22 protein-coding genes and 4 tRNA genes are annotated in these 20,549 nt (G+C 72.7%); 23 read left to right on the top strand and 3 right to left on the bottom strand.

What is annotated here, in order from left to right; all coding sequences use genetic code 11:
* The first annotated feature begins 165 nt into the window (after positions 1–165).
* The 4 genes from ACFP6A_RS00980 (at position 166) to ACFP6A_RS00965 (ending at position 2,236) form a co-directional block, all read left to right on the top strand.
* The gene (locus tag ACFP6A_RS00980; RefSeq protein WP_379600884.1) at positions 166–687 is read left to right on the top strand and encodes a 4Fe-4S binding protein; all 522 of its coding nucleotides are present in this window, start codon (positions 166–168) and stop codon (positions 685–687) included.
* A complete protein-coding gene (locus ACFP6A_RS00975) occupies positions 684–836 on the top strand; it encodes a hypothetical protein (protein ID WP_379600882.1) in 153 nt (50 codons plus the stop codon). The genes ACFP6A_RS00980 and ACFP6A_RS00975 overlap by 4 nt, the downstream gene beginning before the upstream one ends.
* A 105-nt stretch (positions 837–941) precedes the next feature.
* Entirely contained in the window at positions 942–1,814 is an 873-nt protein-coding gene (gene htpX, locus ACFP6A_RS00970) for a zinc metalloprotease HtpX (RefSeq protein WP_379600880.1), read from the top strand.
* A complete protein-coding gene (locus ACFP6A_RS00965) occupies positions 1,811–2,236 on the top strand; it encodes a YccF domain-containing protein (protein ID WP_379600878.1) in 426 nt (141 codons plus the stop codon). Before htpX ends, ACFP6A_RS00965 begins: the two co-directional genes overlap by 4 nt.
* 47 nt (positions 2,237–2,283) lie before the next feature.
* Here the strand turns inward: ACFP6A_RS00965 and ACFP6A_RS00960 are convergent, their stop codons facing one another.
* Positions 2,284–2,775, bottom strand: coding sequence for a YajQ family cyclic di-GMP-binding protein (locus tag ACFP6A_RS00960; RefSeq protein ID WP_379600876.1), 492 nt, complete (start codon positions 2,773–2,775; stop codon positions 2,284–2,286).
* 102 nt (positions 2,776–2,877) lie between these two features.
* Here ACFP6A_RS00960 and ACFP6A_RS00955 point away from each other — a divergent pair.
* The 8 genes from ACFP6A_RS00955 to ACFP6A_RS00920 all read left to right on the top strand — a co-directional run bounded on the left by ACFP6A_RS00955 (position 2,878) and on the right by ACFP6A_RS00920 (position 6,746).
* A tRNA-Tyr gene (locus ACFP6A_RS00955) sits at positions 2,878–2,959 on the top strand.
* 126 nt (positions 2,960–3,085) lie between these two features.
* Positions 3,086–3,158 (top strand) — tRNA-Thr (locus tag ACFP6A_RS00950).
* Positions 3,159–3,194: 36 nt separating this feature from the next.
* Positions 3,195–3,271 (top strand) — tRNA-Met (locus tag ACFP6A_RS00945).
* Positions 3,272–3,444: 173 nt separating this feature from the next.
* Entirely contained in the window at positions 3,445–3,576 is a 132-nt protein-coding gene (rpmG, locus tag ACFP6A_RS00940) for a 50S ribosomal protein L33 (RefSeq protein WP_379601433.1), read from the top strand.
* Between the two features lie 37 nt (positions 3,577–3,613).
* Positions 3,614–4,063, top strand: coding sequence for a MaoC family dehydratase N-terminal domain-containing protein (locus tag ACFP6A_RS00935; RefSeq protein ID WP_379600874.1), 450 nt, complete (start codon positions 3,614–3,616; stop codon positions 4,061–4,063).
* 5 nt (positions 4,064–4,068) lie between these two features.
* A complete protein-coding gene (locus ACFP6A_RS00930; protein ID WP_379601432.1) occupies positions 4,069–4,485 on the top strand; it encodes a MaoC family dehydratase in 417 nt (138 codons plus the stop codon).
* Positions 4,482–5,699 carry an MFS transporter gene (locus tag ACFP6A_RS00925; protein ID WP_379601431.1) on the top strand — a complete coding sequence of 406 codons (1,218 nt, stop codon included), beginning with the start codon at positions 4,482–4,484 and terminating at the stop codon, positions 5,697–5,699. The genes ACFP6A_RS00930 and ACFP6A_RS00925 overlap by 4 nt, the downstream gene beginning before the upstream one ends.
* Positions 5,700–5,711: 12 nt before the next feature.
* Positions 5,712–6,746, top strand: a complete 1,035-nt coding sequence (locus ACFP6A_RS00920; protein WP_379600873.1) for a UDP-N-acetylmuramate dehydrogenase — start codon at positions 5,712–5,714, stop codon at positions 6,744–6,746.
* A gap of 204 nt (positions 6,747–6,950) precedes the next feature.
* On the opposite strand, the gene ACFP6A_RS00915 is transcribed toward ACFP6A_RS00920, so the two are convergent.
* Positions 6,951–8,003 (bottom strand): adenosine deaminase, encoded by a 1,053-nt coding sequence (locus ACFP6A_RS00915; RefSeq protein WP_379600871.1) that lies wholly within the window; start codon positions 8,001–8,003, stop codon positions 6,951–6,953.
* Positions 8,004–8,006: 3 nt separating this feature from the next.
* Positions 8,007–9,233, bottom strand: a complete 1,227-nt coding sequence (locus ACFP6A_RS00910; RefSeq protein ID WP_379600869.1) for a pyridoxal phosphate-dependent aminotransferase — start codon at positions 9,231–9,233, stop codon at positions 8,007–8,009.
* 182 nt (positions 9,234–9,415) lie between these two features.
* On the opposite strand from ACFP6A_RS00910, the gene ACFP6A_RS00905 reads away from it, so the two are divergent.
* From ACFP6A_RS00905 to rpoB, 11 genes are all read left to right on the top strand, one after another.
* A tRNA-Trp gene (locus ACFP6A_RS00905) sits at positions 9,416–9,488 on the top strand.
* Between the two features lie 182 nt (positions 9,489–9,670).
* Entirely contained in the window at positions 9,671–9,850 is a 180-nt protein-coding gene (gene secE, locus ACFP6A_RS00900) for a preprotein translocase subunit SecE (protein ID WP_379600867.1), read from the top strand.
* Positions 9,847–10,722 (top strand): transcription termination/antitermination protein NusG, encoded by an 876-nt coding sequence (nusG, locus tag ACFP6A_RS00895; protein ID WP_379601429.1) that lies wholly within the window; start codon positions 9,847–9,849, stop codon positions 10,720–10,722. Before secE ends, nusG begins: the two co-directional genes overlap by 4 nt.
* A gap of 37 nt (positions 10,723–10,759) precedes the next feature.
* Positions 10,760–11,191, top strand: coding sequence for a 50S ribosomal protein L11 (gene rplK / locus ACFP6A_RS00890; RefSeq protein ID WP_379600865.1), 432 nt, complete (start codon positions 10,760–10,762; stop codon positions 11,189–11,191).
* Between the two features lie 70 nt (positions 11,192–11,261).
* A complete protein-coding gene (rplA, locus tag ACFP6A_RS00885) occupies positions 11,262–11,978 on the top strand; it encodes a 50S ribosomal protein L1 (protein WP_379600863.1) in 717 nt (238 codons plus the stop codon).
* Positions 11,979–12,126: 148 nt separating this feature from the next.
* The gene (locus ACFP6A_RS00880) at positions 12,127–13,332 is read left to right on the top strand and encodes a PP2C family protein-serine/threonine phosphatase (protein ID WP_379600861.1); all 1,206 of its coding nucleotides are present in this window, start codon (positions 12,127–12,129) and stop codon (positions 13,330–13,332) included.
* Positions 13,329–14,981, top strand: coding sequence for an ATP-binding protein (locus tag ACFP6A_RS00875; RefSeq protein WP_379600859.1), 1,653 nt, complete (start codon positions 13,329–13,331; stop codon positions 14,979–14,981). The genes ACFP6A_RS00880 and ACFP6A_RS00875 overlap by 4 nt, the downstream gene beginning before the upstream one ends.
* A complete protein-coding gene (locus tag ACFP6A_RS00870) occupies positions 14,978–15,418 on the top strand; it encodes a response regulator (RefSeq protein WP_379600857.1) in 441 nt (146 codons plus the stop codon). The genes ACFP6A_RS00875 and ACFP6A_RS00870 overlap by 4 nt, the downstream gene beginning before the upstream one ends.
* 258 nt (positions 15,419–15,676) lie before the next feature.
* Positions 15,677–16,264 carry a 50S ribosomal protein L10 gene (gene rplJ, locus ACFP6A_RS00865; protein ID WP_379600855.1) on the top strand — a complete coding sequence of 196 codons (588 nt, stop codon included), beginning with the start codon at positions 15,677–15,679 and terminating at the stop codon, positions 16,262–16,264.
* 30 nt (positions 16,265–16,294) lie between these two features.
* Positions 16,295–16,690 carry a 50S ribosomal protein L7/L12 gene (gene rplL, locus ACFP6A_RS00860; protein WP_379600853.1) on the top strand — a complete coding sequence of 132 codons (396 nt, stop codon included), beginning with the start codon at positions 16,295–16,297 and terminating at the stop codon, positions 16,688–16,690.
* Positions 16,691–17,062: 372 nt separating this feature from the next.
* The gene (gene rpoB, locus ACFP6A_RS00855; protein WP_379600851.1) at positions 17,063–20,545 is read left to right on the top strand and encodes a DNA-directed RNA polymerase subunit beta; all 3,483 of its coding nucleotides are present in this window, start codon (positions 17,063–17,065) and stop codon (positions 20,543–20,545) included.
* Positions 20,546–20,549: the final 4 nt, after the last annotated feature.

Here is a 20,549-nt window from a genome sequence, read left to right as displayed (position 1 = left end):
CCAGCTCGCCCTCACCGGCGTCCCGGTGGTGGCCCTGTGACCGACCGCCCTGCCACCGATCCCCCTGCCACCGATCGCCCTGCCACCGATCTCTGGAGGGATTCCGGGGTCAAGCCGGCCTCCGAGACCCCGGAAAGCCTCCAGAGATCGCCGGGGCGGGGGCCGTTGCGGGGGTTGGCGCGGGGACTGGCGGTCACGCTGCGCACCCTCACCCGGCGGACGTCGACGGCCGAGTACCCGGACGTGCTGCCGGACCTGCCGCCGCGTTCGCGCGGGGTGATTGCCCTGCTCGAGGAGAACTGCACCGTCTGCATGCTGTGCGCCCGGGAGTGCCCGGACTGGTGCATCTACATCGACTCGCACAAGGAGTCCCTCCAGGTCGAGGGGGCGGCGCGGGCCCGGCAGCGCAACGTCCTGGACCGGTTCGCCATCGACTTCTCGCTGTGCATGTACTGCGGCATCTGCGTCGAGGTCTGCCCGTTCGACGCGCTGTTCTGGAGCCCGCACTTCGAGTACAGCGAGTACGACATCGCCGACCTCACCCACGAGCGGGAGCGGCTGCGCGAGTGGATGTGGACCGTGCAACCCCCGCCCGCACCCGACCCCGGCGCCCCGCCGGCCAAGGAGGTCGAGCAGGCGTCCCGGCCCGCCCGGCCCGGACGCCGCCCGCCGGCGGGGCACGCGTGACCGGCCTGGACGTCGCGCTCGCCGCGCTGTGGCCGGTCGTCGCCCTCGGCGGCCTGGCCGGGGTCTACCTGGCCGCGTTCGCGGTCGTCGTGCTCCTGCCGGTGCTGCCCGGGCTCGTCGCCGCGCCCTTCACCGGCCCGCTGGGCTGACCTGCCGCGCGCCGGGCCGCCCCGGGAACGGCGCCGTGCCACAGTGCGTTGGAGCAGGCGACAGAGATGGGGTAGGTCCCCACGCACGAGGAGGTTGCACCGTCGATGGTCGGTCACCGGCACTTCAACGGGCTGAAGACGGCGATGCTCTTCGGCCTGCTCGGGGCGGTCGTGCTGGGCGCGAGCTGGCTGCTGTTCGGCGGGGACTCCTCCGCCCTCACGATCGGGCTGGTCCTGGCCCTGGCCATGAACGGCATCGCGTACTGGAAGAGCGACAGCATCGCGCTGCGGGCGATGCGGGCCCGCCCGGTGAGCGAGGCCGAGCAGCCGGAGCTGTACGCGATGGTCCGCGAGCTGGCCACCGCCGCCCGCCAGCCGATGCCGCGCCTGTACGTCTCGCCGACGATGGCGCCGAACGCGTTCGCCACCGGCCGCAACCCGGCCAACGCCGCGGTCTGCGTGACCGAGGGCATCCTGCAGATCCTCGACCGGCGCGAGCTGCGCGGCGTCCTGGGTCACGAGCTCATGCACGTCTACAACCGGGACATCCTCACCTCCTCGGTCGCCGCCGCGATGTCCAGCGTCATCACCTACCTGGCCTATATCGCGATGTTCTTCGGCGGCGGGGACCGGGAGCGCGGTGGCGGCAACCCGGTCTCGGCGATGCTCATGCTCATCCTCGGGCCCATCGCCGCCGGTCTGGTCCAGATGGCCATCAGCCGGACCAGGGAGTACGACGCCGACGAGGACGGCGCGCGCCTCACCGGTGACCCGCTCGCGCTGGCGTCGGCCCTGCGCAAGCTGGAGGCCGGCACCCGGCAGCTGCCGCTGCCGCCGGAGCGGGACCTCGTCAGCTCCAGCCACCTCATGATCGCCAACCCGTTCCGGGGGGGCGGGGTGTCGCAGCTGTTCTCCACCCACCCGCCGATGGCCGAGCGGATCGCCCGGCTCGAGGCGATGGCGGGCTACCCGCGGTGAGCCCGACCGGCCCGCTCGCCGTCGTCCTCAACGTCGTCTGGCTCGTCGTCACCGGCTTCTGGATGGCCGTCGGCTACGCCGTCGCGGGGCTGGTGGCGTTCCTGCTCGTGGTGACGATCCCGTTCGGCGTGGCGGCGTTCCGCACGGCCGGCTACGTGCTGTGGCCGTTCGGACGCCGCCTCGTCAGCCGCCCGGACGCCGGGCTGGGCGCGGGTGTCGGCAACGTCCTGTGGCTCGTCCTGTTCGGCTGGTGGCTCGCCCTGGGGCACGTCGTCTCGGCGGTCGCGTTCTTCGTGTCCATCATCGGGATCCCGCTGGGCATCGCCAGCCTCAAGCTCGTGCCGATCTCGCTGCTGCCGCTGGGCCGCGAGGTCGTCCCCGCCGACCGGCCGCTCACGGCGACGACGCTGGTACGGACCTGAGGGTCAGCCTGGTACGGACCTGAGGTCCCCTGGCCGGGTCGGCGCCCTCAGCGGTAGTTGACGAACTGCAGGGCGACGTCGAGGTCGGCGCCCTTGAGCAGAGCGATCACCTGCTGCAGGTCGTCCCGGCTCTTGCTGGAGACCCGCACCTCGTCGCCGGTGACCTGGGTCTTGACCCCCTTGGGGCCCTCGTCCCGGATGAGTTTGGTGATCTTCTTGGCGACCTCCTGGGACAAGCCTTCCTTGAGCGGGGCGTCGATCCGGTACTCCTTGCCGGATGCGCGCGGCTCCCCGGCGTCGAGGGCCTTGAGCGAGACCCCGCGCTTGATCAGCTTGGTCTGCAGCACGTCGAGGACGGCCTTGACCCGCTCCTCGCTGTTGGCGCTCATCCGGATCACCTCGCCGCTCCAGGCGACCGACGCGTCGGTGCCCTTGAAGTCGTACCGCTGGGAGATCTCCTTGGCGGCCTGGTTGACGGCGTTGTCGACCTCCTGCCGGTCGACCTTGCTGACGACGTCGAACGACGACTCGCTGGCCACGGATCCTCCTCGCACTGGGGGGGCTGGGCCGCTCCGTTCGGCGGCACCTCGTCGGCTTGCTATCCTTCCAGCCGCCGCAGACCGGTGCTGCGGCGCACCCGCGGCAGGTTGCCCGAGCGGCCAAAGGGAGCTGACTGTAAATCAGCCGGCACAGCCTTCGCAGGTTCGAATCCTGCACCTGCCACCGCGGCCAGGGGCGTCCCCGAGGGGGCGCCCCTGCGTCGTCCCGGGGCGCCGTCCGGGACGGCCGGGACGTCGGCGGGGCCGATTTCCCGTCGCCGCGGACCGGCGTGTAGCCTCTGCGACTGCCGCCCCAATAGCTCAGTCGGCAGAGCGTCTCCATGGTAAGGAGAAGGTCTAGGGTTCGATTCCCTATTGGGGCTCTGCGGTGCCCCCGTCCTGCGGGGCGGGGCACGCCCGGCGGGGTAGCTCAGGTGGTTAGAGCAATCGGCTCATAATCGATGTGTCGCGGGTTCGACTCCCGCCCCCGCTACCACGGGCCGAGGGGCCCGCTGCCCGGCTCGAGGGCTGCCTGATTCGACCCGGGCCCTGGGCAGCACGTATCCTCGGCCTGCTCGGCTGTGCCCGCCCGCGCAGCCCCTCCGACCCCGCGAGAGAAGGCACCGTCCCGTGGCCAGCAAGACTGCCGACGTCCGTCCGAAGATCACCATGGCGTGCGTGGAGTGCAAGGAGCGGAACTACATCACCAGGAAGAACCGGCGGAACGACCCCGACCGGCTGGAGATGCAGAAGTTCTGCCCGCGCTGCGGCAAGCACACCGCCCACCGCGAGACCCGCTGACACGGCGGGTCCAGCAGGACCCGCCGCAGGAGGAGCGATGGGCGTCGACACCTCGTTCGTCGGGCGGCAGTACCCACCCGAGGAGGTCTACGAGGTGGGTCGCGAGGCGCTGCGGGCCTTCGCCGAGGCCGTGGGCGCCGCCCACCCGGCCCACGCTGACCCGGACGCCGCCCGGGCCCTCGGGTACCCCGACGTCATCGCCCCGCCCACGTTCGCCGTCGTCGTCGCCCAGCGCAGCGACGCCCGTCTCGTACGGGACCCCGCCGCCGGCATCGACTTCTCCCGCGTCGTGCACGGCGAGCAGCACTTCACCCACCACCGGCCGATCACTGCCGGGGACCGGCTCGTCGCCACCCTGCACGTCGACGACGTCCGGGAGGCCGGTGGCCACGCCATGGTCACCACCCGCAACGAGATCGCCACCCAGGACGGTGAGCCGGTGTGCACCGCGGTGTCCGTGCTCGTCGTCCGGGGGCAGCAGTCGTGAGCGGCCTGCAGGTCGGCACCGAGATCGGCCGGGCCAGCTACCCGCTGGAGCGCGCGGACCTCGTCCGGTACGCCGGCGCCAGCGGCGACCTCAACCCGATCCACTGGAACGAGCGGGTGGCCCGCGAGGTGGGCCTGCCCGGTGTCATCGCCCACGGGATGCTGACGATGGCGACCGCGGTCCGGCTCGTCGTCGACTGGTGCGGTGACCCCGGCGCGGTCCTCGACTACGGCGTCCGGTTCACCCGGCCCGTGGTCGTGCCCGACCCCGGCGCGGCCGTCGTCGAGGTGGTCGGCACCGTCGGGGCGGTCGACGAGGAGGCGGGTACCGTCCGCGTCGACCTCACCGTGACCTGCGAGGGCCGGCCCGTCCTGGCCCGGGCCCGCGCCGTCGTCCGGCGCGACGCCCTGGAGCGGCGCTGAGCACCGACGACGCCCGGCGCGCCCGGACCGCCGTGCTCGCCGTCTTCGCCCTCAACGGCCTGGCGTTCGCGACCTGGGTCTCCCGCGTGCCGGAGATCCGCACCGCGCTCGACCTCACCCCCGGCCGCCTGGGCCTGCTGCTGCTCGCGCTGTCCGCGGGTGCCGTGCTCGCCCTGCCCGCCGCCGGGGCGGTGACCGCCCGGCTCGGTGCCGCCCGCACGGTGGCCGCCGGTGCCGCGGTGGCCGCGACCGGGCTGGCACTGACCGGTGTCGGCGCCGGCGTCCTCGGCGAGGTGGCCCTCACCGGCGGTGGGCTCTTCCTGCTCGGCTTCGGCTCGGGGGGCTGGGACGTCGCGATGAACCTCGAGGGCGCCGCGGTCGAACGACGCCTGCGGCGCACCGTCATGCCCCGCTTCCACGCCGGGTTCAGCATCGGGACCGTCGCGGGCGCCGCGGCCGGGGCCGGTGCCTCCGCCGTCGGGCTGCCGGTCGCGGCGCACCTCGGCACGCTCGCCGTCGTCGTGCTCACCGGCGCGCTGCTCGCCGTCCGCACCTTCCTGCCCGTCGTCCGCGCCGAGCCCGGCGGCCCACCCCGGGCGCCGGCGCTGGCCGCCTGGCGGGAGCCCCGCACCCTGCTGATCGGCGTGCTCGTCCTGGCCATGGCGTTCACCGAGGGCACCGCGAACGACTGGCTCGCGGTCGCCCTCGTCGACGGGTACGGGGTCTCCCCGGCCGTCGGCGCGCTCGGGTTCGCGCTGTTCGTCACCGCGATGACCGTGGGACGGGTGGCCGGGCCGGCTGCCCTGGACCGCTGGGGCCGGGTGCCGGTGCTCTACGCGACGACGGGGGTGGCGGCCGCCGGCGTCCTCGTCCTCGTCCTCGGCGGGTCGCTCGTCACCGCCGTCCTGGGCATCCTGCTGTGGGGGCTCGGTGCCTCGCTCGGGTTCCCCGTCGGGATGAGCGCCGCCGCGGACGACGAGGCCCGCGCCGCCGTCCGGGTGTCGGTCGTCGCCACCATCGGGTACGTCGCGTTCCTCGCCGGCCCGCCGCTGCTCGGCCTGCTCGGTGACCGCTTCGGGGTGCTGCCCGCGCTGCTCGTCGTCGCCGTCCTGCTCGTCCCGGCCGCCGCCGCCGTCCCGGCCGCCCGGCCCGCCGCACCGTCCACCCCGTCCGGGACGCCGGTGCAGCCGGGTCCGTCGTCCGCCGGCGACTAGCCTGCCGTGCTCGTGAGCTGCCCCCCGCTGTCCGAGCTGACGACCCTGCGCGTCGGGGGGCCTGCCCGCCGCTGCGTCGAGGCCCGCGACGCCGACCAGCTCGTCGCGGCGGTGCGGGACGCGGACGACGCGGGGGAGCCGGTGCTGCTCGTCGCCGGCGGGTCCAACCTGCTCGTCGACGACGCCGGGTTCGCCGGCACCGCGGTCCTCGTCCGCAGCGTGGGCCTGGAGGTGCTGTCGGCCGACGCCTGCTCCGGCGCGACCGTGCGGGTGGCCGCCGGGCACTCCTGGGACGACGTCGTCGCCCGGGCGGTCGCCGAGGGCTGGTCGGGGGTGGAGGCGCTGTCGGGGATCCCCGGGTCCGCCGGGGCGACCCCGGTGCAGAACGTCGGCGCCTACGGTCAGGAGGTCGCCGGCACCGTCGCCACCGTGCGCACGTGGGACCGCGTCGAGCGGCGGGTCCGGACACTCGCCGCCGCCGAGTGCGGGTTCGGCTACCGCTGGTCGCGGTTCAAGGCCGAGCCGGACCGCTGGGTCGTCCTCGAGGTGACGTTCCAGCTGCCGCTGGGCGACCTGTCGGCTCCGGTCCGGTACGCGGAGCTGGCCCGCACGCTGGGGGTCGAGGTCGGGCAGCGGGCGCCGCTCGCCGACGTCCGGGCCGCAGTGCTCGGGCTGCGCGCCGGCAAGGGGATGCTGCTCGACCCGGCCGACCCCGACACGTGCAGCGCCGGGTCGTTCTTCACGAACCCCGTGCTGGACGCCGCGGACGCCGCGCGGCTGCCGGCCGCGGCCCCCCGCTTCCCGGTAGGGGACGGGCGGGTCAAGACGAGCGCCGCCTGGCTGATCGAGCACGCCGGGTTCGGTCGCGGTCACGGCCTGCCCGGGCCGGCGTCGCTGTCCACCAAGCACGCCCTGGCCCTGACCAACCGGGGCGGTGCACGGGCGGCGGACCTGCTCGCCCTGGCCCGCGAGGTCCGCGACGGCGTCCGGGCCCGCTTCGGCGTCGAGCTCGTCACCGAGCCCGTCCTCGTCGGCTGCTCCCTCTAAACCCCTCCCCGTGATCATGCAATCCCGCCACCCTCCCCCCGTAGTAATGGCGTGATCATGCAATCCCGCCACCCTCCCGCCGCCGCAAAATGCTGTGCTTCTCGGCCTTCTTGCGGCGTGTCGCGCCAACAACCCAGCATCCTGCGGGCGAGCGGTGCGGGCCCGGGGTGGCGGGATTGCATGATCACGAACAGGGGGAGGTGATCAGGAGGGGTTCGTGCCGGCGAGCCACGCCTCGATCCCACGCAGCAACGAGGCGCGGACGTCGTCCGGGGCCCTGCTGGCCTCGACCGACGCGCGCGCCAGCCCGGCCAGCGCCGCGTCGTCGAGGCCGTGCACCTCGCGGGCGGCCCGGTACTGGTCCACCAGCCGGTGGCCGAACAGCAGCGGGTCGTCCGCGCCGAGCGCCACCCGCGCCCCGGCGTCCAGCAGGCGCGCCAGCGGCACGCTCGCGGCGTCGGGGTAGACGCCGAGGGCGACGTTGCTGCTCGGACACACCTCCAGGGCGATGCCGGCGTCGACGACCCGTCGTAGCACCGCCGGGTCCTCGACCGAGCGGACGCCGTGCCCCAGCCGGTCCGGGGCGAGGGTGTCGAGGGTGACCGCGACGTGGTCGGCGCCGAGCAGCTCCCCGCTGTGCGGCACACCGGCCAGGCCCGCGCGGCGGGCGATCGCGAACGCGGGGGCGAAGTCTGCGGTCCAGCCGCGCCGCTCGTCGTTGCTGAGGCCGAACCCGACGACGTCCGCGGGCCCGTCACCGGCGTGCCGGGCGGCCAGCCGGGCCAGGGTCCGGGCGTCGAGGGGATGGCGCACCCGGCTCGCCGCGACGACGACGGCGACCCTGGTGCCGGTCACCGCGGTCGCCTCCCGGGCGGCGTCCCGGACGATCTCCAGCGCCGGGGTGATGCCCCCGACGAACGGGGCGTAGGAGGTGGGGTCGATCTGCAGCTCGAGCCAGCCGGAGCCCTCGGTGGCGTCGTCCTGGGCGGCCTCCAGGACGATCCGGCGCATGTCGTCGGCGTCCCGGACCACCGCCCGCGCCGCGTCGTAGAGCCGCTGGAACCGGAACCAGCCGCGCTCGTCCGGGGAGAGGCGGACGTCGCGGTGCTCCCGCAGGGCCGCCGGCAGCCGGACGCCGTGCTTGTCGGCGAGGTCCTGCAGGGTCTGCGGCCGCATCGAGCCGGTGAAGTGCAGGTGCAGGTGGGCCTTCGGCAGGGCGGCCAGGTCGCGGTGCCGCTGCCCGGTCCCGAGCGCCACGGGTCAGGTGGCTTCGCGCAGCAGGCCGACGAGCCGGCCGACACCCTCGGCCAGGTCCTCGTCGCCGAGCGCGTACGACAGGCGCAGCCACCCGCTGGGACCGAACGCCTCGCCCGGCACGACCGCCACCTCGACCTCCTCGAGGACGACCTCGGCCAGCTCGGCCGACGTCGTGGGCGTCCGGCCGCGAATGGTCCTCCCCAGGACGCCGCGGACGTCGGGGTAGACGTAGAAGGCGCCCTGCGGGGTCGGGCAGACGACGCCCGGGGCCTCGGACAGCATCGAGACGATGGTCCGCCGCCGCCGGTCGAACGCCTCGCGCATCGCGGCGACGGCGTCCAGCGGCCCCTCGAGCGCCGCCACCGCGGCACGCTGGGACACGTTCGCGACGTTCGAGGTGAGGTGGGACTGCAGGTTCGTCGCCGCCCGGACGACGTCCCGCGGGCCGATCAGCCAGCCGACCCGCCACCCGGTCATCGCGTAGGTCTTGGCCACCCCGTTGAGCACGAGGGTGCGGTCGGCGAGCTCGGGTACGAGCACCGGCATCGACGGAGCCTGGGCGCCGTCGTACAGCAGGTGCTCGTAGATCTCGTCGGTGACCACCCAGAGCCCGTGGCGGGCCGCCCACTCGCCGATCGCCTGCACCTGCTCCGGGGGGTACACCGCCCCGGTGGGGTTGGACGGCGAGCAGAACAGCAGCACTTTCGTGCGCGGCGTGCGGGCCGCCTCGAGGGCCTCGACGTCGACGAGGTAACCGGCCTCGGTCCCGGCCAGCACCTCGACCGGGACGCCGCCGGCCAGCCGGATCGCCTCCGGGTACGTCGTCCAGTACGGGGCCGGTAGCAGCACCTCGTCGCCGGGGTCGAGCAGCGTGGCGAACGCCTCGTAGACGGCCTGCTTGCCGCCGTTCGTCACGAGGACCTGCTCCGGTGCCACCGCGTAGCCGGAGTCCCGCTCGGTCTTGGCGACGATGGCCGCCTTGAGCTCCGGGAGCCCGCCGGCGGGGGTGTAGCGGTGGTTGACCGGGTCCGCGCACGCGGCGGCCGCGGCCTGGACGACGTAGTCGGGGGTGGGGAAGTCCGGCTCCCCCGCGCCGAAGCCGATGACCGGCCGGCCGGCTGCCTTGAGCGCCTTGGCCCGGGCGTCGACGGCCAGCGTCGCGGACTCGGCGATGGCGCCTACCCGGGCCGACACCCGGCGGGTCGTGGGGCCGTTCTGCTGCTCGCTCACCGGGCGATCCTCCCAGAGCCCCGCCGGCCGTCGCAGCCACGGTCCGCCTGCCGGGAGCCGGCGGTTCGACCCGCAGCGCCCGAACCGCGTACACTCCTGCCCGGCGGTTGACGACCGCGATGCTGTTGCCTGCCCTGGATCGACCCCGGGGCCGGTGCGGCGGAGCGGCCCGGCACCGTCGTAGGGCAGTGGCGCAATTGGCAGCGCACCGGTCTCCAAAACCGGCGGTTGTGGGTTCGAGTCCCTCCTGCCCTGCGGTGCGGGAGGTCCCCCACCTCCACCGGACCCACCGGAGCACGAACCAGACCCGGACGACGACAGCGACGACAGCGAGGACCATGACCGAGACCCGCGCGGGTGGACCCGGCGCAGACGCGCCCCGGCCACCGCGAGGAGCGGACCGCCGTGCGAGCGGGGGAGGCCCCTTCGCTCGGCTCATGGTGTTCCTGCGTCAGGTGGTCGCCGAGCTGAAGAAGGTCGTCCGCCCGACCCGTAACGAGCTGCTGACCTACACGGCCGCGGTGCTGGTCTTCGTCGCCGCCGTCATGGTCTACGTCTCGGGCCTCGACGTCGTGTTCGGGCAGCTGGTCTTCTGGGCCTTCGGGGACGGGGCCTGACCAGCGGCACCGAGGCCTGCGGGCCCGCGCACCAACGAGCACAGCAGCCGGCCCGTCCCGGGGCCGACCGCACCAGTCACCAGCCGGAGAAAGCGAGCGCCACCGTGTCCCAGGACCCGACCGCGGACGACGTCGTCCTGCCCGACGTCGTGGAGGGCGAGGACAGCGTGCAGGCCGAGGACAGTGTCCAGGCCGAGGACGTGCCGTCCGACGCCCCGGTAACCCCGGACGACGGGCAGGAGCCGGACGACGGGCAGGAGCCGGACGAGATCGACGAGGTCGAGGAGTTTCGTGCCCAGCTGCGGCGCGCTCCCGGCGACTGGTACGTCGTGCACTCCTACGCCGGCTACGAGAACCGGGTGAAGGCGAACCTCGAGAACCGCATCTCCAGCCTCAACATGGAGGACTACATCTTCCAGGTCGAGGTGCCCATGGAGGAGGTCACCGAGATCAAGAACGGCGTGCGCAAGCAGGTGCGCCGGGTGCGGATCCCCGGCTACGTGCTGGTCCGGATGGACCTCACCGACGAGTCGTGGGGTGCCGTGCGGCACACCCCCGGGGTGACCGGCTTCGTCGGGCACACCCACCAGCCGGTGCCGCTCAGCCTGGACGAGGTGTTCTCGATGCTCGCCCCGACGCTGCAGCCCAAGGAGACCGCCAAGGGCGGTTCGGCCGCCGCGCGCACCAGCGAGACGACCCTCGTCGACTTCGAGGTCGGCGAGTCGGTCACCGTCATGGAGGGTCCGTTCGAGACCCTCCCCGCCACCATCTCCGAGATCAACCCCGACGCCCAGAAGCTCAAGGTGCTGGTCTCGATCTTCGGCCGGGAGACCCCGGTCGAGCTCTCCTTCAACCAGGTCGCCAAGCTCTAGCCGCGACGAGTTCCGTACGAGGTAAGGACCCGAAGCAATGCCTCCCAAGAAGAAGGTCGCCGGCCTGATCAAGCTCCAGATCAACGCCGGCGCCGCCACCCCGGCGCCGCCGATCGGCCCTGCGCTGGGCCAGCACGGCGTCAACATCATGGAGTTCTGCAAGGCCTACAACGCCGCGACCGAGTCGCAGCGGGGCAACGTCATCCCGGTGGAGATCACGGTCTACGAGGACCGGTCCTTCACCTTCGTCACGAAGACGCCGCCCGCGGCCGAGCTGATCAAGAAGAAGGCCGGCGTCGACAAGGGCTCCGGCACCCCGCACACCACCAAGGTCGCCACGTTGACCCGGGACCAGGTGCGCGAGATCGCCGAGCAGAAGATGGCGGACCTCAACGCCAACGACGTCGAGGCCGCCATGAAGATCATCGCCGGCACGGCCCGTTCGATGGGTGTCACCGTCGAGGGCTGACCTCCCCACCCCAGTGGCAGGGCCAGCGCTGGCCCGAGCGACCACGACTGACCTGAGACCAGGAGCAGACATGAAGCGCAGCAAGTCCTACCGCGCCGCCGCGGAGTCCATCGACCGCAGCCGGCTGTACACCCCCCTCGAGGCCGTCAAGCTGGCCAAGCAGACCTCGACCACGAAGTTCGACCCGACCGTCGAGGTGGCCTTCCGCCTCGGGGTCGACCCGCGCAAGGCCGACCAGATGGTCCGCGGCACCGTCAACCTGCCCCACGGCACCGGCAAGACCGCCCGGGTCCTGGTCTTCGCGACCGGTGACCGTGCTGCGCAGGCCGAGGCCGCCGGAGCCGACATCGTCGGTTCCGACGAGCTCATCGAGAAGGTCGCCGGCGGGTTCCTCGACTTCGACGCCGTCGTCGCCACCCCCGACCTCATGGGCAAGGTCGGGCGGCTCGGCAAGGTGCTCGGTCCCCGCGGGCTGATGCCGAACCCGAAGACCGGCACGGTCACGATGGACGTCGCCAAGGCCGTCACCGACATCAAGGGCGGCAAGATCGAGTTCCGGGTCGACAAGCACGCGAACCTGCACTTCATCATCGGTAAGGCGTCCTTCACCCCCGAGCAGCTCGTGGAGAACTACAGCGCCGCGCTCGACGAGGTGCTGCGGCTCAAGCCGTCGGCCGCCAAGGGCCGCTACATCCAGAAGGCCACCATCGCCACGACGATGGGCCCCGGCATCCCGGTCGACCCGAACCGGACCCGCAACCTCACCGAGGAGACCGTCGACGCCTGACGGCGTCCTCGGGTCCCCCGTCGTGCCGAGACCGCCCGCACCCGCGGGCGGTCTCGGCGTACCCCGCTGCGCCGTCCCGGTGACGGCCCGCGCCGCCGCCCCCGGCGTGCCTAGGATGCCGACACCACCTCACACTCTCGGGAGCACGGTGTACGAGACCACGGCCGCCCGGCGGCCTCCGACGGCGGCTGCCCCCGCGCCCGCCCGGCTGCTGCTCGTCGAGGACGACGACGGCGACGCCTTCCTCGTCACCGAGCTGCTCGCCGAGACCGGCCCGGCCTGGGAGGTGGTCCGGGCCCGCTCGGTCGCCGAGGCGACCGAGGCCCTGCGGCAGCGGACGGCGGTGGTCCTGCTCGATCTCGGCCTGCCGGACGGCGAGGGGATCGACGCCCTGCGCAGCGTCCTGGCGGCCGCCGGCGACGCGGCCGTCGTGTGCCTGACCGGTCTGGACGACGAGCACCGCGGCGTCGCCGCGGTCGCCGCGGGGGCCCAGGACTACCTCGTCAAGGACGAGGTCGACGCCAACCTGCTGCACCGCGCCCTGCGCTACGCCGTCGAGCGCCGCCGGGCCGAGGAGCAGTCCCGGCAGCTGTACGCCTCGCGCATCCAGGCCGCCGAGAACGCCCGGATGGAGCGCGGGCTGCTGCCCCAGCCGTACCTGCGCAGCGACGACCTGGCCATCACCAACCGCTACCGTCCGGGCCGGGACAGCCTGCTGGGCGGCGACTTCTACGACGTCGTCGAGACCGACGACGGCCGGGTCTGGGTCGTCGTCGGCGACGTCGCCGGGCACGGCCCGGACGAGGCCGCGCTCGGGGTGTCCCTACGGATCGCCTGGCGCACGCTGGTGCTCGCCGGCACCCCCGCCGAGCGGCTGCTGCCGATCCTCCAGGACGTCCTGGTCGCCGAGCGGCGGACGGCCGAGACGTTCACCACCGTCTGCATGCTCGTCGTGTCCCCGGACCGGCGCCGGCTGGAGATCTGGCTGGCCGGCCACCACGTGCCGTACGCCCTGCACCCGCAGGCCGAGCTGCTGCCCTCCGACGGCCGCGGCCCCGCCCTCGGCCTGCTCCCCGGCGCGAGCTGGGCACCCGCGCACGTCGACCTGCCGGAGAGCTGGCGGGTGATGGCGTTCACCGACGGGCTGTTCGAGGGCCGCGTCGGGGACGGCGCTCGCCGCCTCGGCAAGGAGGGCCTGCTCGAGCTGGTCCAGGCCAGCGAGCACCTCGACGACGTCTCCGCACTGCTCGACGACCTGCTGCGCCAGGTCGTCGACCTCAACGGCGGCCCGCTGTCCGACGACGTCGCGGTCGTCGTCGTCGGCTACCCCGCGATGACCGGGGACGACGGATGAGCCACTGGCGCCTGCACCGCCGGCTGCTGGCCACCCTGGCCGTCACCGCCGCCGTCGTGCTCGTGCTCGTCGCGGTCGCACTGTCCGCGTTCGCCAGCGTGCGCACGCACCAGCGCGAGGTCGTCAACCACTACTACGAGGCGGTCACCTCCGCCAACGACCTGTACGTGTCCCTGGTGCGGATCGAGACGGCGGTCCGCGGCTACGCGCTGACCGGCGACCCGCAGGCCCTCGAGCCGGCGCGGGACGCCCAGTCGGTGCTGGGCGGCGGCGACGCCGACCGGCTGCAGGAGCTGCTGGCCGAGGACCCGGAGTCCCTCGCCGCGCTCGAGCAGGCCACTGCGGCCGCCGCGGCGTGGTGGAACGGCTGGGCCCAGCCCGTCGTCGAGCAGGTCGACGTCCAGGGGGCCGGGTCGGTCACCGACGCGCAGGCCGAGGAGGGAGAGCGCCTGTTCGCCGAGCTGCAGCGCACCTACGGTGCCTACGTCGACACCCTCGGCGAGCGGCGGCAGGCCGCTCTGGTGGTGCTCGAGCAGCGCAGCTCCCTGCTCCTGGCCACGGTCGTCGCGGTCGCCGTCGTCGGCCTGCTGGCGTTCGCCGTCCTCGGCTGGTTGCTGCGGCGCTGGGTCACGGGCCCGCTGGAGGAGCTCGCCGCGCGCACCCGCGCCGTCGCGGGCGGCGACCTCGAGCACCCGGTGGACGTCGAGGGGCCGCCGGAGGTCGTCGCCCTGAGCCACGACGTCGAGGGCATGCGACGGGAGCTCGTCGGCCAGATCGCCGCCGCCCGCGCGGCCTCCCGCGAGCTGGAGGCCGCCAAGGGCGAGCTCGAGGCGCGCACCGAGGACCTCGAGCGGTCCAACCGTGAGCTCGAGCAGTTCGCCTACGTCGCCTCGCACGACCTGCAGGAGCCGCTGCGCAAGGTCGCCAGCTTCACCCAGATGCTCCAGCGCCGGTACGGCGGCGAGCTCGACGAGCGCGCCGACCAGTACATCGAGTTCGCCGTCGACGGCGCCAAGCGGATGCAGCAGCTCATCAACGACCTGCTGCAGTTCTCCCGGGTCGGCCGGATCACCGGACCGCAGACCGACGTCGACCTCGACGCCGTCCTCGGGCGGGTCCTGCGCGACCTGGGGGAGCGGATCGACGAGACCGGCGCCACCGTCACCTCCGACCCCCTGCCCACCGTCCGCGGCGAGCAGGGCCTGCTCGGTCAGGTGCTGGCCAACCTCGTCGGCAACGCCCTGAAGTTCCACGGGGACGAGCCGCCGCGCGTCCACGTCGGTGCCCGCCGGGACGGCGACGAGTGGGTGATCGAGGTCAGCGACAACGGGATCGGGATCGAGCCGCAGTACGCCGAGCGGGTGTTCGTGCTCTTCCAGCGGCTGCACCCCAAGGACGTCTACGCCGGCACCGGGATCGGCCTGGCCCTCGCCCGCAAGATCGTCGAGCACCACGGCGGCACCATCAGCATCGACACCCAGCGCACCGGGTCCGGGACGTCCGTCCGGTTCACGCTGCCGGTACCCGGTGCCGGCCCGGCCGCCGACGGGCATGACCCGGCCGTCCTCGGGCAGGATGTGCCCGAGTCGCACCAGACCAGCGACGACACCAGCGTCGACCCGCTCCCCGCCGCGAAGGGCACCGAATGACCCCCGAGACCCGCCCGATCGACGTCCTGCTCGTCGAGGACGACCCCGGTGACGTGCTGATGACCCGCGAGGCGTTCGAGGACAACAAGGTCGCGAACAACCTGTACGTCGTCAACGACGGGGTCATGGCGATGGAGTTCCTCCGCAAGGAGGGCCAGTACGCCGACGCGCCCACCCCCGACCTCGTGCTGCTCGACCTCAACCTGCCGCGGATGGACGGCCGGGAGGTCCTCGCCGCGCTCAAGGAGGACCCCGAGCTGCGGCGGATCCCGGTGGTCGTCCTCACCACCTCGGAGGCCGAGGAGGACGTGCTGCGCAGCTACTCGCTGCACGCCAACGCCTACGTGACCAAGCCGGTCGACTTCAGCAGGTTCATCGAGGTCGTCCGGCAGATCGACGAGTTCTTCGTCACCGTCGTCCGCCTACCGAGCCACTGACACCTCGTCCGGCCGGCCGGCGATTTGGTCGCGGGCCGGGCAGGTGCGTATCCTCACGGACGCCGAAGACCGCCGGTCACCGCCCGCCAGGGTGGTCGAAGGGTCCCCACGGGGACGGGCCAGCGCAGGTGTGACGAGACGACCCGACCCCGGTCGGTGCGGCCCCGTGCAGCCTGCGCGGGGCCTTTTCCGTGTCCGAGCACGCTGTCCGAGCAGGCTCGGGACCTGGGAGACCGGCACCCACCCGGAAGGAGGGCCATGGCGAGGCCTGACAAGGCAGCTGCGGTCGCTGAGCTCAGCGAGCGCTTCCGCAGCTCCACCGCGGGTGTGCTCACCGAGTACCGCGGGCTCACCGTGGCTCAGCTCAAGGAGCTGCGTCGCGCGCTCGGAGAGCACGCCACCTACACCGTGGTGAAGAACACGCTGACCGCGATCGCGGCGAAGGAGGCCGGCGTCGACGCGTTCGACGGCCAGCTCTCCGGTCCCACTGCGATCGCGTTCGTCACCGGGGACCCGGTGGAGGCCGCCAAGGGCCTGCGTGACTTCGCCCGGGCGAACCCCCAGCTGGTGATCAAGGCCGGTTACCTCGAGGGCCGCACCCTCGACGCCGCCGCGATCACGAGCCTGGCGGACCTCGAGTCCCGCGAGGTCCTGCTGGCGAAGCTGGCCGGCGCCATGAAGGCGTCGCTCACCAACGCCGCCTACCTCTTCGCCGCCCCGCTGTCGCAGGCCGCCCGCGCCGTCGACGCCCTGCGGGTCAAGCGAGAGACCGAGACTCCGGCCGGTCAGCCGGAGGCCGCACCGGAGCAGGCCGAGCAGGCCGGCGCCGAGACCACCGAGGGCTGACCGCCCCGCAACGAGGAAGGACACGCCACCATGGCGAAGCTCAGCACCGACGAGCTGCTCGACGCGTTCAAGGAGATGACGCTGATCGAGCTCTCGGAGTTCGTGAAGAAGTTCGAGGACACCTTCGACGTCACCGCGGCCGCCCCGGTCGCCGTGGCCGCTGCCGGTGCCCCGGCCGCGGGCGGCGACGGCGGCGCCGAGGCCGTCGAGGAGAAGGACGAGTTCGACGTCGTCCTCGAGGCCGCCGGCGACAAGAAGATCCAGGTCATCAAGGAGGTCCGCGCCCTGACGAGCCTGGGCCTCAAGGAGGCCAAGGACCTCGTCGACGGCGCCCCGAAGCCGCTCCTGGAGGGGGTCAACAAGGAGACCGCCGACAAGGCCAAGGCCGCCCTCGAGGGCGCCGGGGCCACGGTCACCGTCAAGTGACCTGCCGGTGTCGCGCCACGGCGTGACACGGCGTGACACCTGCCGCGCGGGCGGGGTGGACCACCGGTCCGCCCCGCCCGCCCGTCGCTCCGGCCGACGCGCTGGTGGCCCGCGTCCTTGACGGGAGCCTCCGGTGCGGTCATCCTCGTGCCGCGGCTGCGGTCCCTGCGCGGCTCGGTCGGTGCGCTCGCCCGGTGACGGCGAGCAGCCGGCTCCCGGGGACCGTGGTGGACACGAGCGCCCGGGACGGGTACGCTGTCGCTTTGCGCTGCCCTGTGCCCCCGAACCGCGACCAGGCACCTGCCGGTCACGGACTCCTCGGTGTGCTCACGGCGCGCCCGACCCGCCCGCAGGCCCGTGGAAGGACCCCTCTTGGCTGCCTCGCGCACCGCGTCTGACCCTGGTACCACCTCTGCAGCTCCCCGCCGCATCTCCTTCGCCAAGATCCGTGAACCCCTGGAGGTCCCCGACCTCCTCGCCCTGCAGACCGAGAGCTTCGACTGGCTGCTCGGCAACGAGCGCTGGCAGGCCCGGGTGGCCGAGGCCCTCGAGAACGGCCGTGGTGGTGTGCCCACCACCTCCGGCCTGGAGGAGATCTTCGAGGAGATCTCGCCGATCGAGGACTTCTCCGGCTCCATGCAGCTCTCGTTCCGCGATCACCGCTTCGAGCCGCCCAAGTACTCCCTGGAGGAGTGCAAGGAGCGGGACATGACCTACGCCGCGCCGCTGTTCGTCACCGCCGAGTTCATGAACGCGAACACCGGCGAGATCAAGAGCCAGACGGTGTTCATGGGTGACTTCCCGCTCATGACCTCCCGTGGCACCTTCGTGATCAACGGGACCGAGCGGGTCGTCGTCTCCCAGCTCGTCCGCTCCCCGGGCGTGTACTTCGAGCGGACGCCGGACAAGACGAGTGACAAGGACGTCTTCACCGCCAAGGTCATCCCGTCGAGGGGTGCCTGGCTGGAGTTCGAGGTCGACAAGCGCGACACGGTCGGTGTGCGTATCGACCGCAAGCGCAAGCAGTCCGTCACCGTCCTGCTCAAGGCGCTCGGCTGGTCGGAGTCCCGGATCCTCGAGGAGTTCGGCGAGTTCGAGTCCATCCGCACCACCCTGGAGAAGGACCACGTCGCCGACAGCGACGAGGCCCTGCTCGACATCTACCGCAAGCTCCGGCCGGGCGAGCCCCCGACCCGCGAGGCCGCGCAGACGCTGCTGGAGAACCTCTACTTCAACGCCAAGCGCTACGACCTGGCCAAGGTCGGCCGGTACAAGATCAACCGCAAGCTCGGTCTCGAGGCGCCGCTGAGCGACACGGTGCTGTCGATGGACGACATCATCGCGACGATCCGGTTCCTCGTCACCCTGCACGCCGGCGGCACCTCCATGCCCGGCCGCCGGGACGGCCAGGACGTCGATCTCCGGGTCGAGGTCGACGACATCGACCACTTCGGCAACCGGCGCCTGCGCACGGTCGGCGAGCTCATCCAGAACCAGGTCCGCACCGGCCTGTCCCGGATGGAGCGCGTCGTCCGGGAGCGGATGACCACCCAGGACGTCGAGGCGATCACGCCGCAGACCCTGATCAACATCCGGCCGGTCGTCGCCTCCATCAAGGAGTTCTTCGGCACCAGCCAGCTCTCCCAGTTCATGGACCAGACCAACCCGATCGCGGGCCTGACGCACAAGCGCCGGCTGTCCGCGCTCGGCCCCGGCGGCCTGTCCCGCGACCGCGCCGGCTTCGAGGTCCGCGACGTCCACCCGTCGCACTACGGCCGGATGTGCCCGATCGAGACCCCCGAGGGGCCGAACATCGGCCTCATCGGCTCGCTGTCGAGCTACGCCCGGATCAACCCGTTCGGGTTCGTCGAGACCCCGTACCGCAAGGTCGACAACGGCCGGGTCACCGACGAGATCGTCTACCTCACCGCGGACGAGGAGGACGAGTACGTCATCGCCCAGGCGAACGCGCCGCTGGACGACGACAACACGTTCTCCGAGGAGCGGGTGCTGGTGCGCGCCAAGGGTGGCGAGGTCGAGTTCGTGCCCCGCTCCGACGTCGACTTCATGGACGTCTCGGCGCGGCAGATGGTCTCCGTCGCCACCGCGATGATCCCGTTCCTCGAGCACGACGACGCGAACCGCGCGCTGATGGGCTCGAACATGCAGCGCCAGGCCGTCCCGCTGCTGCGGGCCGAGGCGCCGCTGGTCGGCACCGGTATGGAGCGGCCCGCGGCGGTCGACGCCGGTGACGTCGTCGTCGCCGAGGCCGCCGGGGTCGTCACCGAGGTCTCCGCCGAGGCGGTGACCGTCACCGGTGACGACGGGCGGGCCCAGACCTACCGGCTGGCCAAGTTCCGCCGCTCGAACCAGGGCACCTCGTACAACCAGCGGGTCCTCGTCGACGAGGGCGACCGGGTCGAGGCCGGCGACGTGCTGGCCGACGGTCCGTCCACCGACAACGGCGAGCTGGCGCTCGGGAAGAACCTGCTCGTCGCGTTCATGTCGTGGGAGGGCTACAACTTCGAGGACGCGATCATCCTGTCCCAGCGGCTGGTCCAGGACGACACCCTCTCGTCGATCCACATCGACGAGCACGAGGTCGACGCCCGGGACACCAAGCTCGGTCCGGAGGAGATCACCCGGGACATCCCCAACGTCTCCGAGGAGGTGCTGGCGGACCTCGACGAGCGCGGCATCATCCGGATCGGCGCCGAGGTGGTGCCCGGTGACATCCTCGTCGGCAAGGTCACGCCGAAGGGCGAGACCGAGCTGACCCCGGAGGAGCGCCTGCTGCGCGCCATCTTCGGGGAGAAGGCCCGCGAGGTGCGGGACACCTCGCTGAAGGTGCCGCACGGCGAGACGGGCACCGTCATCGGCGTCAAGGTCTTCGACCGCGACGAGGGCGACGAGCTGCCCCCGGGGGTCAACCAGCTCGTGCGGGTCTACATCGCCCAGAAGCGCAAGATCACGGACGGCGACAAGCTCGCCGGCCGGCACGGCAACAAGGGCGTGATCTCCAAGATCCTGCCGATCGAGGACATGCCGTTCCTCGAGGACGGCACCCCGGTCGACATCGTGCTCAACCCGCTCGGCGTGCCGGGCCGGATGAACATCGGTCAGGTGCTCGAGCTGCACCTCGGGTGGGTCGCCAAGCAGGGCTGGAAGGTCGAGGGTGACCCGCAGTGGGCTGCCCGGCTGACCGAGCAGTCCCGCCAGGCGGCCGCGGGCACCCCGATCGCCTCGCCGGTCTTCGACGGCGTCTCCGAGCAGGAGGTCACCGGTCTGCTGTCCTCGACGCTGCCGAACGCCGACGGCGACGTCCTCGTGGACGCCGACGGCAAGGCACGGCTGTTCGACGGCCGCAGCGGGGAGCCGTTCCCGGAGCCGGTGTCGGTCGGCTACATGTACATCCTCAAGCTCCACCACCTCGTCGACGACAAGATCCACGCCCGCTCGACCGGCCCGTACTCGATGATCACCCAGCAGCCGCTCGGTGGTAAGGCGCAGTTCGGCGGGCAGCGGTTCGGCGAGATGGAGGTCTGGGCGCTGGAGGCGTACGGCGCCGCCTACGCCCTGCAGGAGCTGCTGACCATCAAGTCCGACGACGTCCTGGGCCGGGTCAAGGTCTACGAGGCGATCGTCAAGGGCGAGAACATCCCCGAGCCCGGCATCCCGGAGTCGTTCAAGGTGCTGATCAAGGAGATGCAGTCGCTGTGCCTCAACGTCGAGGTGCTGTCCAGCGACGGCATGTCGATCGAGATGCGGGAGACCGACGACGACGTCTTCCGCGCTGCCGAGGAGCTCGGCATCGACCTGTCCCGGCGCGAGCCGAGCAGCGTCGAAGAGGTCTGACGGA

Source organism: Quadrisphaera sp. GCM10027208, assembly GCF_042658805.1.
GTDB lineage: Bacteria > Actinomycetota > Actinomycetes > Actinomycetales > SCSIO-59966 > SCSIO-59966.
Note: the sequence above shows the minus strand (reverse complement) of the source record. Positions and strands in the feature narration are given on the sequence as shown.

Coding starts and splice junctions, on each gene's coding strand:
- ACFP6A_RS00935 (WP_379600874.1), top strand. CDS start 3,614: ATGGGCGTCGACACCTCGTTCGTCGGGCGGCAGTACCCACCCGAGGAG.
- secE (WP_379600867.1), top strand. CDS start 9,671: ATGGTGTTCCTGCGTCAGGTGGTCGCCGAGCTGAAGAAGGTCGTCCGC.
- rplA (WP_379600863.1), top strand. CDS start 11,262: ATGAAGCGCAGCAAGTCCTACCGCGCCGCCGCGGAGTCCATCGACCGC.
- rpmG (WP_379601433.1), top strand. CDS start 3,445: ATGGCGTGCGTGGAGTGCAAGGAGCGGAACTACATCACCAGGAAGAAC.
- rplL (WP_379600853.1), top strand. CDS start 16,295: ATGGCGAAGCTCAGCACCGACGAGCTGCTCGACGCGTTCAAGGAGATG.
- ACFP6A_RS00870 (WP_379600857.1), top strand. CDS start 14,978: ATGACCCCCGAGACCCGCCCGATCGACGTCCTGCTCGTCGAGGACGAC.
- htpX (WP_379600880.1), top strand. CDS start 942: ATGGTCGGTCACCGGCACTTCAACGGGCTGAAGACGGCGATGCTCTTC.
- ACFP6A_RS00875 (WP_379600859.1), top strand. CDS start 13,329: ATGAGCCACTGGCGCCTGCACCGCCGGCTGCTGGCCACCCTGGCCGTC.
- rplJ (WP_379600855.1), top strand. CDS start 15,677: ATGGCGAGGCCTGACAAGGCAGCTGCGGTCGCTGAGCTCAGCGAGCGC.
- rplK (WP_379600865.1), top strand. CDS start 10,760: ATGCCTCCCAAGAAGAAGGTCGCCGGCCTGATCAAGCTCCAGATCAAC.